Consider the following 15,239-nt stretch of genomic DNA (forward strand, 5'->3'; position numbering starts at 1 on the left):
CCTCACTGAGTTTTCTGAGTTTTCAAATGACTTCAACTAACCCTGATTATTATTTTGTTGCTGTTCTCGTGTTGTAACCCGAATACCACCATGGGGTAAACGAATAACTTTTACGCCATCTTCATTTTCAGAGACAACCTGAAGTTGATTAGCCCCTTTTTGCTCTTTTTGAGAGTTGCCCTCTAAATTCGATGTTGCTTCTGTTTCAGCTTTTGGCGGTACTGATTGTTGCTCCACCGTCACTGCTTGATTAGGCGTTTGACTTGCCATATCAAAAATGGCTTGGGTTTGCTCAGGGTGAGAGTCAAGCCAAGTCGCTAAGGCTTGCGCTTGATCTTCTGGCACCATCAGCAACACTTGTGATTTTTCAAGTTCACTCACCTGAAACTCAAGTAATTCTATCTTCTTAACAGCATCAAAATATAAGCTAACCGATGTCACACTCGCCACAACCAGCAAGAGCATACACGCTTGTTGCCATGGTCGCATTCTCATAGGCTTAGCCACGAGAAGTCTCTTTGAGTATCGATTCAGCCATATCATCAAGGGCAATTGAATGACTAGCTAAGCCAGCTGAAGTAACAGCCTGTGGCATGCCATATACCACACAACTTGCTTCATCTTGTGCCCAAATATTTGCACCTTGGGCCTTCAACAATCGAGAACCTTCTCGACCATCTGCTCCCATACCTGTTAATACAACAGCGAGAATGTCGCTGCCATAAGCTTTTGACGCAGAGGCAAAGGTAATATCTACACTAGGCTTATAATTCATATCTTCTTTGCCAGCTAACACCTTAAGACGACCACTCACGCCACTTTTTTCTACCAATAACTGCATCCCGCCTGGAGCCAAATAAGCGCAACCAGGGCGAAGTGCATCGCCATTCTCGGCTTCTTTGACACTGATTTTGCACAGGCCATTTAGACGTGCGGCAAAAGCTGGGGTAAAAGCTGCGGGCATATGCTGGATCAACAATATTGGATGTGGGTAATCTGCAGGGAATCGCGTCAAGATTTTTTGTAATGCGACTGGCCCACCGGTTGAAGTGCCAATTAACAGTAATTTATACTGTTTACCACTGGCTCTGATCGACGTTGTTACCTTAGCTTGAGCCGGCGTCGACGCTTTAGGTGCTGCTGGTGAGCCTATAGGCGTACGAGGAGAGACACCTCTGAGAGGACGATTTACCTCACTAGTAGAAGCTAACGACTTTCGTGTGGTTAATGGCTCTTTATCTCTTTGACCAAGTGGTGTTCTTGGCGCTGCACGATAAACTCGACGACGACCAATAGCCTTTATCCGTTGTTGGAGAAGCGCAATGGCATCTGCTTTATTCGTTGCAATATCTTCAAAACGTTTAGGTAAAAAGTCTACAGCACCTGCTTCAAGTGCATCTAATGTCGATTGTGCCCCATCATGGGTGAGTGAAGAGAACATTAAAATTGGAGTAGGACTATCAGCCATAATATGACGGACAGCAGTTATACCGTCCATCACAGGCATTTCAATATCCATTGTGATCACTTGTGGTTTCAGCTCTTGAGCAAGTTTGACAGCCTCTTGGCCATTAACTGCTACACCGATAACTTCGAGGTCAGGATCTTGATTGACAATCTCACTGACTCGTCGGCGAAAGAAACTTGAGTCATCAACAACTAAAACTTTTATAGCCATTTAATCCCTTAACACTTGGAACTTTTAATTCTTATTCTTGGCGTAATGTTTTAATAGACCAGGCACGTCAAGGATCAGAGCGATGCCGCCATCAGAAGTAATTGTTGCACCTGCCATCCCTGGAGTACCTTGTAGCATACTACCAAGTGGTTTAATCACAACTTCTTCTTGACCTATTAAAGCATCGACCACAAAACCAATTTGCATTGTGCCTAGTTGCACAATCACCACGTGGCCATGTTGCTTGTCACCATGCTTGAATGACGTTTTATTGCGATGCAACCAATGCTCAAGATAAAATAACGGTACAGCTTTTTCCCGCACGATAACGGTTAACTGGCCATCAACGATATTGGTTTTGGTCAAGTCTAAATGGAAAATCTCATTAACACTCGATAATGGCAATGCAAAGACTTGCTTAGACACGTCAACCATCAATGTCGGCATAATCGCCAATGTTAATGGGACTTTGATTTCTAATAACGTGCCCTTGCCCGGCATAGAATCGATATGAACAGTACCATTTAACTGAGTAATGCGAGTTTTCACCACGTCCATACCCACGCCACGGCCTGAAATATCAGAGATTTCTACCTTAGTAGAGAAACCTGGGGCAAAGATGAGGTTATAAGCTTCATTGTCTGTCATTCTTGCTGCGGCATCTTCATCTAACACACCACGGCTGATGGCAATTTCCTTGAGCTTTTCAGCATCCATTCCCGCGCCATCATCTTCAATTTTCAATAAGATGTGGTCACCTTCTTGGCTAGCAGATAAAGTAATCGTACCCGTTCTTGGCTTGCCATTCGCTTCACGCGTGAGCGGCATTTCAATACCATGGTCAACCGAGTTACGCACTAAGTGAACGAGGGGATCGGCTAATGCTTCAACAAGGTTTTTATCGAGATCTGTGTCTTCACCGACCATTACCAAATTAATTTCTTTATCGAGCGAACGTGCAAGGTCGCGAACAACCCTTGGGAAGCGGCCAAAGACTTTCTTAATTGGCTGCATACGGGTTTTCATTACCGCACCCTGTAAATCAGCCGTCACCAAGTCCAGGTTCGCTAACGCCTTACTCATCTCTTCATCTTCACGAGTAATGCCAAGGCTGACTAATCGGTTACGTACTAATACTAATTCACCGACCATATTCATAATTTCGTCAAGGCGAGAAGTGTCAACACGAACCGTTGTTTCACCTTGTGGTACTGCTGTTGCGGCTTTACCGGCTTTATCTTTAACTGGTGCTTTAGCTGCAGGTTTTGCAGCTACTGGCGCAGGAGCTTGAGCGGCAGGTGCTGGCGCTGCTGGTTTCGCGACAGGCTTGCTTTGAGGCGCAGCCGCTTGTGGTGCTTTAGCCGCTGGTGCTGCAGGCTCAACACTGGCATTAGTCACTGGCGGCTCTATGCTTTTCTTCGGTGCACTACCTTTACCGTGAAGTTCATCAAGCAATGCTTCGAACTCATCATCGGTAATATCGTCTGCATCGACTTGCGGTTCAGGTGCTACTTCCGCTGGTTTTTCATCAGCTCCCGCCGCTTTAAAACTGCCGCTACCATGAAGTTCATCCAGTAATGCTTCAAATTCATCGTCAGTGATTTCATCACCAGCACCTTCTGCGGATTCAGCTTTAGGCTCTGGCGTTGCTGCAGGCGCAGACGTAGGGGCTTTACCTGAACCATGAAGCGCGTCTAATAAAGCTTCAAACTCTGACTCATCTATTTCATCGATAGTGTCGTCGCCGGATGTAGGTGCAGCTTCAACCACTGTTTCAATAATAGGCTCGGGTTCTGGTTCAGACTCTATGACTTCAGGCGCAGGTGCTTCTCCCATTTCGGATGGTAATGGAGCACCAGAACTAAGTAGTTTTAATTTTTCAAGTAATTCTGGAGAAGCGGGGTCTTGTTCAATGCCCTGTTGAGTTTGCTCAAACATACTATTAATGGCATCAACAGCCTGCAAGATGATATCCATCAATTCTGCATTTACAGGGCGTTTGCCCGTACGTAGCAAATCAAAGGTATTTTCTGCTTCGTGGCAAACATCGACCATAGGGGTCAAGCTTAAAAAGCCTGCACCACCTTTAACGGTATGGAACCCACGAAAAATTGCATTTAGTAAATCACTGTCATCAGGATTATTTTCAAGAGCGACAAGCTGCTCTTGCAGAAGCTCTAGTATTTCACCAGCTTCAATTAAAAAGTCCTGGAGTATCTCTTCATCAACATCAAAGGACATTAAATTGACTCCTAATTAGAAACCAAGACTCGATAGCAGATCATCAACTTCATCTTGACCCGTCACAACGTCTTCACGCGTTTCTGCATCCATAATAGGGCCTTCGGCCTCAATCTTATTATCATTTTGTTCTGCATCTTGTGCGGCTTGCTCACCAAACACCGTCAGCATGGAGACTAAGTTACTTTCAACTTCTCTCACTAGATCAATCACTCGGCGGATCATTTGTCCCGTTAAATCTTGGAAATCCTGAGCCATGAGGATTTGATTTAACAGCTCTCTCAAACGGTTGGAATCTTGTTCACTGTTAGCCATGAACTGCTGAACATCGTGACAGAGTGTTTTAAATTCACTCAATTGAATATCACGGCGCATCAGCTTATCCCACATCGGAGTCACTGTTTGTATATTATTAATTATGGTATCGGCCAAAGGTAAACATTCTTCAACCGCATCCATGGTTTTATTTGCTGCTTGCTCTGTCATGTCAATAACATAGTTAAGACGTTCTTTAGCATCAGGTATTTCAGTGTTAGCTAATACTGCTAGACGCGTGTCTAATTGGAAATCTTGCATGGCAGTGTGAAGTTGTCGTGTCAGTTTCCCCACTTCTTCGAATAACTCACGCTGCAATGGCGCTGCAAGGTCTCGAATCACTTCATCAGCCTGCTCTTGTAAACCTGCACCGAGCAACTCAACAAGATGTTGCGCCTGTTCGAGAGTGATTAACCCCGATTGATTTGCCTGCATGGACAGTCCTTGTTATGCGAGTCGTTCGAAAATTTTATCCAGCTTTTCCTTAAGAGTAGCTGCTGTAAATGGTTTTACGACATAGCCATTAACACCCGCTTGCGCTGCGGCAATAATTTGCTCACGCTTAGCTTCAGCAGTTACCATTAACACTGGAAGGTGTTTTAACGCATCATCTGCACGTATAGCTTTAAGTAAATCAATACCCTGCATTCCAGGCATATTCCAATCTGTTACAACAAAGTCAAAATCCCCTTTTTGTAACATAGGTAAGGCGGTCGAGCCGTCATCTGCTTCTTGGGTATTGTTGAATCCCAAGTCTCGCAACAAGTTCTTGATGATACGTCTCATTGTTGAAAAGTCGTCAACAATAAGAATCTTCATATTCTTGTCCAAGGTTTCCTCCGGTGAGCTAACACTCTATAGTGCTCTAATTAATAATTATTCTTGTGTCCAATGCTTGAGCTTGCCTTTTAATCTGAGCATTGCCTGACTTAATATCTGACTCACCCTAGATTCACTTACTTCAAGTATTGCGCCAATTTCTTTTAAGTTTAATGCTTCGTCATAATACAATGATAGTACTAAAGCATCACGCTCTGGTAATGTTTTAATGGCTGCTACCATAGCGGTTTGAAACTGAGTTTCTGCTAGCGCTTCAAACGCCTCATTCGGTGTATCGTTATCTACAACTAACACATCTTGCGAAACGCCTAAATCTTCTATACCAATGATCTTTCCTACTGAAACATCATTAAGAATATGATGATATTCATCTAACGACATATCAAGTTTTTCTGCTATCTCAGAGTCTCTTGCATCCCGCCCAAGGGTTTGTTCTAACTCTTCGATAACTTGTGAAACTCTTCTGCTGTTTCGGTGCACTGAACGTGGCACCCAATCGCCGCGACGAATTTCGTCAATCATTGCACCCCTTATGCGGATCCCAGCAAAAGTTTCAAACTTTGCCCCTTTGCTACCATCAAACTTTGATGAAGCTTCAAGCAAGCCCATCATCCCAGCTTGTAACAGGTCATCGAGTTGTACCGATGCCGGTAGACGAGCAAGCATATGGTGTGCAATTTTCTTTACCAACGGGGCATACTGTTCAACAATCGACGTTTTGTTATCGAACTGAGTATACGCAGCGGCTTTATTCACTCGCTCTTTCCTCTGCTTTCACTGGACGTTGCACTAAACGTTCTACAAAGAACTCTAAGTGTCCACCAGGTTGTTGAGGAATTGGCCAACTCATGATCTTATTGGCTAATCCGTGGTATGCAATAGCTGCTGGCGATTTAGGGTACGCCTCGATGACCAACTTTTGCTTTCGAACCGACTTTCTCAGGTTCTCATCAAATGGCACCGTTGCGACTAACTCTAAAGCAACATCCAAGAATCTGTCAGTCACTTTACTGAGTTTAGCAAATAATTCCATGCCCTCGCGCAAACTTCGTACCATATTTGCAACAATTTTGAAGTGGAACACGCCATGCTCACGACTTAAAATCTTAATTAAAGCATAAGCATCGGTAATTGAGGTGGGTTCATCGCACACGACGATGAGTACATCTTGTGATGCACGAGAGAAGCTTAACACCATATCAGAGATACCGGCGGCAGTATCAACAATGAGTACATCAAACTGAGTACGCATTTCACTGAAAGCCCTAATTAACCCAGCATGTTGTGCTTGGGTTAACTCGACCATGGCTTGTGTACCTGATGTTGCAGGTACAATTCCGATCCCTTTAGGGCCTCGGACAATAATATCATCTAATTCAGCATCACCTGATAGTACATGAGATAGGTTCTTCTCAGCCCGAATGCCCAACATGACATCGACATTGGCTAAGCCTAAATCCGCATCAAGTACTAAAACACGTTTGCCCTTTTCAGCTAATGCAACAGCAGTATTGATGGAAACACTCGTTTTACCGACGCCGCCTTTACCACCTGATACGGCAATGACTTTGACTCTTTCATTATTTGGTTGATTCATCATACGTAAACCACTTGCTTGATCTCGGGTCATATCTTTACTCGAATGCGTAAGCCATATCTTGCGCGTTGTGAGACGCAGTTGGCATTTGTTGTTCTGTTTCATTTAACGCTGCGAGTGCTTGTTTTGCGAGCGCTAGCGTATCCGCGACCTGCATATCCTCAGGAACACGTTGACCATCAGTTATATAACTCAATGGTAACTCATTTTGAATCAATACGCTCAATGCACCTGCAAGAGAGAGTGATTCATCTAACTTTGTCAAAATTGCGCCAGACAATGGAATGCGTTTAAATTGATTAACGGCATCTTGTAACACACGGCGTTGTCCGGTAGCTGACATCACTAAGTAGCTTCGAATGGGAATATTGCTATTCGCAGTTAAATTATCAAGCTGTTGATTTAAGCGCATATCTCTTTGTCCCATGCCCGCCGTATCAATCAACACTAGCTTACGATTACGGAATTGGTACAAAATTTGTTCTAATTCATTTAAATCATGCGCTTGCTTTACTGGACACCCCATTATTTTGCCATAAGTTGCTAATTGCTCAAAGGCTCCAATGCGATAATGGTCAGTTGTGATAAGTGCAACTTGTTCAGAGCCATGATGTGCAGCAAATCTTGCTGCAATTTTAGCCAAAGATGTTGTTTTGCCTACACCGGTTGGACCGACAAACGCGACCACGCCACCTCTTTTTACAATATCGTCACCTTGGTTATCTAATAGATTAGCTAAACTCTGCGGTAATGCTCGGACTAGATCTGCAGGAGTATAGTTTTGGCTTAATGAAGCAAGGCTTGCTGCTACAGAGGGGGAAAACTCAGCGGCTAGTAATTTGCTTTCAAGCATAGCGCCAACTGGGTCATTGCGTTTTTTCTGATCTTTCATCAAAGAGGAAACTTGATGAGTCAGCAAACTGCGTAATGAAGCCATTTCTTCACGTAGTTCATCCATTTCTGCAGAGCTAGCTTTAGTCGTTCTAGAAGTGCGTTCCATTTGCGGTGCAGGCTTTGGCTTCACTTGTTGAGGTTGACGACTGGCTTCTAGCTGTTTTGCCCACTCAGGTAAGTCACTATCATTTGATTTCGGAGTCATCTGCTCAGTCAAGCGGTTATGCTGTTTCTCAAGCAATGCTTGTAATGAATCTGCAACTGGAGGTGGACTTAACTTTGTTTGAGCTTTGACTGCTGGCTTGGCAGTATTTAACGACACTTTATCGTCAGAGATATCCATAAACCCAGGAGTCGGCGTTGCGGTAGCGGCTTTTGGCTCGTCATAATCAACAGCTGCAACAATTTCAATACCGCCAGTCACCTTCTTATTGGACATAATAACAGCATCTGAGCCCAGTGTTTCTTTCACTTGAGCAAGTGCTGCACGCATATCCTTGGCAAAAAATCGTTTAATCTTCACTTGAGCACCTCATGAACAGACTCTATTTTTATTGTCCCACTGCTGACACGATTCTAATTTGTTTCTCATCTGGTATCTCTTGATAAGAAATCACCCTTAAGCTTGGGATTGTATATTTTACAAATCTCGACAAGGTGGATCTCAACATGCCTGATGTCAATAATATGGCTGGTTGACCGACCATTTCTTGCTTCTGTGCTGCATCAATAAGTGACTGCTGCATTCGTTCTGCAAGGCCTGGTTCAATATTTGGCCCTTCACCACCTGTCGCCTGCATAGACTTATGCAACATCTGTTCCAACTCAGGCGCCAATGTTATGACAGGGATTTCTAATTCAGGGCCTGAAATTTCTTGGACAATCATGCGTTTCAGTGCAATACGTACAGCAGCTGTGAGCACCTCAGTGTCATTACTTTTTGCGCCATATTCAAGTAGTGTCTGCACGATTGTTCGTAAATCGCGCACTGATACACCTTCATTGAGTAAATTCTGCATAACTTTTACAACATTACCTAATGGCATGACTTCTGGAATAAAGCCATCAACAAGCTTAGGTGATTGCTTACCTAGCATGTCCATCAACTGTTGAACTTCTTCGTAGCCCAATAGTTTCGCAGCGTTATTGCTTAAAATCTGACTAATGTGTGTTGCTACTACCGTCGCAGTGTCTACTACTGTATAACCTAATGTTTGCGCATGTTCACGCTGCTCAGGTGCAATCCAAACAGCTTCAAGACCAAAGGCTGGATCTTTTGTTTCAACACCATCTAGCTTGCCATACACTTGGCCCGGATTAATAGCAAGCTCGCAATCATGACGCACTTCAGCTTCTCCAACAACTACGCCCATTAATGAAATCTGATAAGCATTAGGAGAAAGGTCAAGGTTATCGCGAATGTGAACCGCTGGCACTAAAAAACCTAGCTCTTGTGACAATTTCTTACGAACACCTTTAATTCGGCTAAGTAACTCTCCACCTTGGCCTTTGTCAACTAATGGGATTAAACGGTAACCGACTTCTAAACCAATGGTATCGACATGCCTTACATCATCCCAACCCAACTCTTTTGGCTCTTTATCTTTTGCTTCTGCCGGTCCTTTTTGAACCTGCTCTAAAGCTTGCGCTTTCTTATCTTGAATACGCTTATGAATAAAGTAAGCGGCACCTGCGGTAATACACGCAAATGATAAAAAAGCAAAATGCGGCATACCAGGCACGATACCCATTACAAACAAGACACCTGCTGCAATGGCCAATGACTTGGGGCTGTCAAACATCTGACTGATCATCAATTGTCCCATGTCGCCAGATTCGTTTTGACGCGTCACCATCAATGCCGCTGCAATCGACAATAATAGACCAGGAATTTGCGCAACCAGACCATCACCAATGGTCAATAAGGTATAAATCTCTACTGCACTAGATAAGTCCAGACCATGCTGCACCATACCAATGACAAAACCACCTAAGATATTGATCACTAGAATTAAAATACCGGCAATGGCATCACCTTTTACAAATTTTGAAGCACCATCCATCGCACCATAAAAATCCGCTTCTTTAGTCACTTCAGCACGGCGTACTCTCGCCTGTTCTTGGTTTAAAATGCCTGCGTTAAGGTCGGCATCAATGGCCATTTGTTTACCAGGCATAGCGTCTAAGGTAAAACGTGCGCTCACTTCTGAAATACGCCCCGCACCTTTGGTGACTACGGCAAAGTTAATAATGATTAAAATCAGGAACACCACGAGACCAACGGCATAATTACCACCGATGACCACAGAGCCAAAAGCTTCAATAACTTTACCAGCGGCATCACCACCATTATGTCCTTCAAGTAACACAACACGCGTTGAAGCGACATTAAGAGCCAGCCTTAACAGTGTGGCGACAAGTAATACTGTGGGGAATGCCGCAAAGTCGAGCGGTCTATCGGTATATATCGCCACCAGCAAGACAACGAGTGCAAGCGCAATATTAAATGAAAATAAGATATCCAAGAGGAATGCTGGCATTGGCAAAACCACCATCCCGAGGGCAGCGAGTACTAATACAGGGGTACCAATACCTTTAAAGCTGGAAAGTTTGACTTGTTTAAACTGCCCGAGTGTGGCTTTTACATCCATTCTACAAACCTTTGCTAAAAACGAGAGTAAGCTGTCTTTTTGACGCGTTACCTCTTTAAAGCAAAAAGCAGGCCAGTAAGTGGATTAATGCTTTAATTCATCAGGGATCGGTTGATTTAACGGCACGGGAGTCGGTTTGCGGCCTTTGCCTTTTTGGTACTGACGCAACTGAAAGACATAGGCGAGTACTTGTGCAACCGCCGTAAATAAGCCTTCAGGCACTTGTTGCTCTACTTTAGTTGTATGGTATATCGCCCTTGCTAAAGGCGGTGCAGAAACAATTGCCACATCATGCTCACGTGCAATTTCACGAATTTTAAACGCCACATCATCCACACCTTTAGCAATTAAAAAAGGTGCAGATGAGCGAGAAACATCGTATTTAACAGCTACAGCATAATGTTCTGGGTTAACCACAATCACATCCGCATTGGGTACTTCGGTCATCATGCGGCGTTGCGCCATTTCACGTTGTACCTGCCGAATACGACCTTTCACTTCTGGCTGACCTTCAGTGTCTTTATGCTCGTCTTTAATTTCCTGCTTGGTCATTCTTAACTGTTTATTGTGATTCCATATCTGAAAAGGCACATCAATGATCACGATAACTAACATGGAACAACACAAGAGGATGAACATCCATACCAGCATATCTAGTGCTTGGTACACATTGCCTGGTAAGTGCCCACCCGATAAGCTAAGGATGTCATAGAAGTAAAAACTAAGAAGTAAATAGGCAGTAACCACCACAACCGAAAACTTAGCCAACCCTTTAACAAGTTCAATTAATGCTTGCGGACCAAACATCCGCTTAAAGCCATTGACAGGGTTAAGTTTGCTGCCTTTTGGCATGAAGGCTTTAACTGAGAATGAAAAACCACCGAGTGCCACATTACCCAAAAAAGACATGAACGCCAGAAAACAAATAAAGCCTAAAATAGGCCATGCCAGTTCATTGCCAATGATCCCCCAAACCTGCAACATATGGTTTTTATCAAATATTTGAGCCCGTTCTAAGGTCATCATTTTAGTCATGATCGCATGCATAGCCCCTGCAATAGCAGGGCCTGTCATGGCAAAACCGACCGCCGCAGACAGTAATACCGCTGCTGTACCTAGCTCTTTTGAACGAGCAACTTGCCCTTTTTCACGCGCCTGTTGAAGGCGCCTACTGGTGGGTTCCTCGGTACGTTCCTGACTGCTATCATTCTCTGCCATCGACTCTCCTTAGAACGTCATTGTGCCAGATGTTTGGCATTGCAGAAGTAATATATCGCACATCAAAATTTGTGCCTCATGCCACACTTCACCGAAGTGAGCCATTATCGGGCCAAGTGTTAACCAAAGAATAAACAAGCCGCTCACCATGGTCACAGGGAAACCAATGGCAAAGATATTCAGCTGAGGTGAAGCACGTGTCATGACCCCGAACGAGAAGTTAATCAAGAGCAAAGCAACAATGGCACTAATGGACATGGTTAATGCCGCACCAAACATATAACTCGCCCACATGGCCATTGCTCGGTAGTTTTCAACACGTATACCTTCAATAGAAATTGGAATCGTCTCAAAACTGGCGACAAGCATTCGAAACATCATCAAATGGCCATCTACAGCGAGGAAGATAAGCGTCGCGAGCAATAGAAACATGTTACCGACGATGGGTGTTTGCTGCCCTGATGTGGGATCAACCATCGATGAGAAACCTAAGCTGGTTTGCATACCGATAATTTGACCTGTTAGTACAAAAGTTTGCATGACTAACTGAGTTACAAATCCCATTGCCGCGCCAATCAGTACTTGTTGCAAAATGATAAAGGCGGTACTAAATGCAATGAGTTCGATAGGTTCAATAGGTGGAATGACGGGGGCAACAGCAACTGTAATCGCCACACTCAGCATCAAGCGTATACGGGTTGGGGTGGTATTTGCGCCAAAGACGACCATTACCATCAACATGGAAGAAATACGAAATAGCGGCAATATATATGACGCTAATGTTTGACTGATTTCATCAAACAAAATCTCCATGCTCTAGCCTATGACAATTGGAATTAAATTAACCATACGGATAAAAAACTCCATCATGGTTTGCACTAGCCAATGACCCAGAAACATTAAGGCACTAAGCGTCACTAATAGGCGGGGTAAAAAACTTAACGTTTGTTCGTTAATGGACGTTGCCGCCTGAAATACCGCAACAATTAGTCCCACGAATAGTCCCGGCAAAATAATGGCCGAGACAATCATCACGATGACGGCAAGCGCTTCTCGGAAAATATCAATTAACGATTCTGGAGACATAATAGGCTCCTATATGCCGAAACTGTTTGCTAATGTGCCCATCACTAAACTCCAGCCATCAACTAATACGAACAGCATGATCTTAAAAGGCAAGGATACGATCATAGGCGACAACATCATCATACCCATGGCCATCAGAATACTTGCTACCACCAAGTCTAAAACCAAAAATGGTACAAATAACATAAAGCCAATTTGGAAAGCAGTTTTCAGCTCACTGGTAATGAAGGCGGGGATCAAAACACTCATTGGCACTTGCTCAGGAGACTCAATATTTTGATAACCGGAAATTTCAACAAAAGTGTGTAAATCGGTTGTACGTACTTGGGAAAGCATGAACTCTTTTAAAGGCCCCTTACCCACTTCATATGCCTCTGTTAATGTAAGAGATTCATTAACATACGGTTCTACAGCCTGAGTATAAATTTTATCAAACACCGGTGCCATAATGAAAAATGTTAGAAATAGACTAATACCGATTAATACCTGATTAGATGGTGTTTGTTGCAAGCCCATCGCTTGACGAAGAATCGATAACACCACAATAATTCGAGTAAATGAAGTCAGCATTATGACCATTGCAGGAATAAAGCTGAGCGCTGTCATTAACAGCAAAATCTGCATAGTGACAGAATATTCAGTCGCGCCATCAGCCCCAGTCGTCACTGTGACAGCAGGTAACACACCATCTTGTGCTAACACTTCAGGCGAGATGCTAACACCGACTGAAATTAACAAAAATAACAGGCTATGACTGATCCACTTTGGCATTTGATGCTTCCTTGGCTTTTTTTAATCGTTCGGCAAACGTTGTATTGTCTACCACTATCGGTGTCTCAAGTTTATCTATCAAACTGATTTGCTGAGCCGTCACACCGAGAAAATATTGCTGGCCATTAAGTTCAACCACCATCAACTTCTCTCGTTGACCAATTGCTGAAACAGCTACCGTTTTGAACGTATTATTTTGAGTCGGTGTTAAATTGAGTTTCCTGACAATATAAGCCATGACGAAAATCAGTATAAGTACCACGATAAGGCCGCCAATCATATTGGCAAATGTGGAGATTTGCGACAACTCTGAAGAGGTATTGATGCCAGTGCTAGCAACTTCAGCGACATCTGCTGATGAGACTTGAGTTGTTGCTGTCAATGTTGACATGAATTGGAACACTCAATCATCCTTAATTAATGATGGCGCCCAATCACGAGCGCCGCTGATGATATCAAGACTTTAAAAAACGCTTAAGCCTATTATTTTAGTTTTTTGATCCGCTCAGTTTGGCTAATGACATCAGTCAGTCTGATACCAAATTTGTCATTGACCACGACCACTTCGCCATGAGCAATTAGGGTACCATTGACCATCACATCTAATGGTTCACCAGCAACACGATCTAGCTCAACCACTGAACCTTGGTTTAATTGCAGCAAGTTACGAATGCTGATAAAACTGCGCCCTACTTCCATGGAAATCGTCACTGGAATATCAAGGATTGAATCAAGTTTTTCGGCTTCTTCTTTACTTAACGGTGCAGACTCATCTTTTAACTCGTCTAATTCGACTTGCGAAGCTTCTGCCTGCTGGGCCTCTTCAATAGCCTGCTCAGCCATTGCTGCAGCCCAATCGTCACCGGTATCTTCTGTACTCATTTTCTCACCTTATAATTCCGACATACTACGTGACTTCCCTTTGCGAGTCACAAGTTGCAATTCAGATTTAACTGTTTCTGGGCGTGAGATTTTCTCACTCACTTTCAACGCCAAATTATCTCGTGATTTACCCATCTTACAGCGGAAAGTCGGTAAATCTTCAATTCGCATCATCACATGTTCAGGCAGTTCGACGGGAATAATATCACCCGGTTTTAGCTCCATAACCTGACGTAAACTGAGCTCATGCTCAACAATATTGGCATCAAAGCCAACGTCTACATCCATGATTTCATCACGCAATGCTTGAGACCAACGCATATCAGTGTCTTGTTTATCACTTTGTACACCTGCATCGAGCAATTCCCGAATGGGCTCAATCATGGAATACGGCATAGTGATGTGGAAATCACCACCACCGCCATCAACCTCAATATGGAATGAGTTAATCACAACCACTTCAGTGGGGCTCACGATATTTGCCATCGCAGGATTCACTTCTGAGTCTAAATACTCAAACTCCACATCCATGACAGGTGCCCATGCATCTTTGTAATCTTCAAATATGATTTTTAGTAATAACTGCACGATGCGACGTTCAGTAGGCGTAAACTCGCGACCTTCAATTTTTGCATGAAAACGGCCGTCACCACCAAAAAAGTTATCCACCAAGATGAACACTAACCGGGCTTCCATTGTGATTAAGCCAGTCCCCTTAAGTGGACTGAAACGCACCATGTTCAAACTGGTTGGTACAAACAATGTGTGTACATACTCACCAAACTTCAGCATCTGTACACCGTTAATGGAAACTTCCGCCGCGCGACGCATCATGTTAAACATGCTGATGCGTAAATGACGTGCAAAGCGCTCATTAACAATTTCCAGTGTCGGCATGCGGCCACGGACGATTCGATCTTGCGAAGAGAAGTCATAAGTACGCGCATCCGCGGCCCCTTCATCAATTTCTTCTTCGTCTACGTCATCCACGCCGTGCAATAGCGCATCGATTTCGTCTTGGCTTAATAAATCACTCACATTCAGACCTTATATAATCTTGAATACT

The 15,239-nt window shown here is 43.7% G+C and carries 16 protein-coding genes; all 16 read right to left on the bottom strand.

What is annotated here, in order from left to right:
• Positions 1 to 36: 36 nt before the first annotated feature.
• The 16 genes from ACHUGF_RS00760 to fliM all read right to left on the bottom strand — a co-directional run bounded on the left by ACHUGF_RS00760 (position 37) and on the right by fliM (position 15,211).
• Entirely contained in the window at positions 37 to 507 is a 471-nt protein-coding gene (locus ACHUGF_RS00760; protein WP_394128860.1) for a membrane anchored protein in chemotaxis locus, read from the bottom strand.
• Positions 500 to 1,678, bottom strand: coding sequence for a protein-glutamate methylesterase/protein-glutamine glutaminase (locus ACHUGF_RS00765; protein WP_394128861.1), 1,179 nt, complete (start codon positions 1,676 to 1,678; stop codon positions 500 to 502). Before ACHUGF_RS00765 ends, ACHUGF_RS00760 begins: the two co-directional genes overlap by 8 nt.
• A gap of 24 nt (positions 1,679 to 1,702) precedes the next feature.
• Entirely contained in the window at positions 1,703 to 3,919 is a 2,217-nt protein-coding gene (locus ACHUGF_RS00770) for a chemotaxis protein CheA (protein ID WP_394128862.1), read from the bottom strand.
• 15 nt (positions 3,920 to 3,934) lie between these two features.
• Positions 3,935 to 4,669, bottom strand: a complete 735-nt coding sequence (locus ACHUGF_RS00775; RefSeq protein WP_394128863.1) for a protein phosphatase CheZ — start codon at positions 4,667 to 4,669, stop codon at positions 3,935 to 3,937.
• Between the two features lie 12 nt (positions 4,670 to 4,681).
• A complete protein-coding gene (cheY, locus tag ACHUGF_RS00780; protein ID WP_394128864.1) occupies positions 4,682 to 5,065 on the bottom strand; it encodes a chemotaxis response regulator CheY in 384 nt (127 codons plus the stop codon).
• A 45-nt stretch (positions 5,066 to 5,110) separates the two neighbouring features.
• Positions 5,111 to 5,830, bottom strand: a complete 720-nt coding sequence (locus tag ACHUGF_RS00785; RefSeq protein WP_394128865.1) for an RNA polymerase sigma factor FliA — start codon at positions 5,828 to 5,830, stop codon at positions 5,111 to 5,113.
• Positions 5,823 to 6,704 (bottom strand): MinD/ParA family protein, encoded by an 882-nt coding sequence (locus tag ACHUGF_RS00790; RefSeq protein WP_394128866.1) that lies wholly within the window; start codon positions 6,702 to 6,704, stop codon positions 5,823 to 5,825. Before ACHUGF_RS00790 ends, ACHUGF_RS00785 begins: the two co-directional genes overlap by 8 nt.
• A gap of 4 nt (positions 6,705 to 6,708) precedes the next feature.
• On the bottom strand, positions 6,709 to 8,088 hold the full coding sequence (gene flhF / locus ACHUGF_RS00795) for a flagellar biosynthesis protein FlhF (RefSeq protein WP_394128867.1): 1,380 nt from the start codon (positions 8,086 to 8,088) through the stop codon (positions 6,709 to 6,711).
• Between the two features lie 28 nt (positions 8,089 to 8,116).
• Positions 8,117 to 10,216: a flagellar biosynthesis protein FlhA gene (gene flhA / locus ACHUGF_RS00800; RefSeq protein ID WP_394128868.1), complete on the bottom strand. Its 2,100-nt coding sequence runs from the start codon at positions 10,214 to 10,216 to the stop codon at positions 8,117 to 8,119.
• A gap of 84 nt (positions 10,217 to 10,300) precedes the next feature.
• Positions 10,301 to 11,434 (bottom strand): flagellar biosynthesis protein FlhB, encoded by a 1,134-nt coding sequence (gene flhB, locus ACHUGF_RS00805; RefSeq protein WP_394128869.1) that lies wholly within the window; start codon positions 11,432 to 11,434, stop codon positions 10,301 to 10,303.
• A gap of 9 nt (positions 11,435 to 11,443) precedes the next feature.
• Positions 11,444 to 12,247 carry a flagellar biosynthetic protein FliR gene (fliR, locus tag ACHUGF_RS00810; RefSeq protein WP_394128870.1) on the bottom strand — a complete coding sequence of 268 codons (804 nt, stop codon included), beginning with the start codon at positions 12,245 to 12,247 and terminating at the stop codon, positions 11,444 to 11,446.
• Positions 12,248 to 12,250: 3 nt separating this feature from the next.
• Positions 12,251 to 12,520 carry a flagellar biosynthesis protein FliQ gene (gene fliQ / locus ACHUGF_RS00815; protein WP_394128871.1) on the bottom strand — a complete coding sequence of 90 codons (270 nt, stop codon included), beginning with the start codon at positions 12,518 to 12,520 and terminating at the stop codon, positions 12,251 to 12,253.
• Between the two features lie 9 nt (positions 12,521 to 12,529).
• A complete protein-coding gene (gene fliP / locus ACHUGF_RS00820) occupies positions 12,530 to 13,291 on the bottom strand; it encodes a flagellar type III secretion system pore protein FliP (protein ID WP_394128872.1) in 762 nt (253 codons plus the stop codon).
• Positions 13,269 to 13,694, bottom strand: coding sequence for a flagellar biosynthetic protein FliO (fliO, locus tag ACHUGF_RS00825; RefSeq protein ID WP_394128873.1), 426 nt, complete (start codon positions 13,692 to 13,694; stop codon positions 13,269 to 13,271). Before fliO ends, fliP begins: the two co-directional genes overlap by 23 nt.
• An 80-nt stretch (positions 13,695 to 13,774) precedes the next feature.
• Positions 13,775 to 14,173 carry a flagellar motor switch protein FliN gene (gene fliN, locus ACHUGF_RS00830; RefSeq protein WP_394128874.1) on the bottom strand — a complete coding sequence of 133 codons (399 nt, stop codon included), beginning with the start codon at positions 14,171 to 14,173 and terminating at the stop codon, positions 13,775 to 13,777.
• Positions 14,174 to 14,182: 9 nt separating this feature from the next.
• Complete coding sequence (fliM, locus tag ACHUGF_RS00835; RefSeq protein ID WP_394128875.1) at positions 14,183 to 15,211, bottom strand: flagellar motor switch protein FliM; 1,029 nt, start codon at positions 15,209 to 15,211, stop codon at positions 14,183 to 14,185.
• Positions 15,212 to 15,239 lie beyond the last annotated feature (28 nt).

The sequence above is a fragment of the Shewanella maritima genome, from assembly GCF_043643735.1.
GTDB lineage: Bacteria > Pseudomonadota > Gammaproteobacteria > Enterobacterales > Shewanellaceae > Shewanella > Shewanella maritima_A.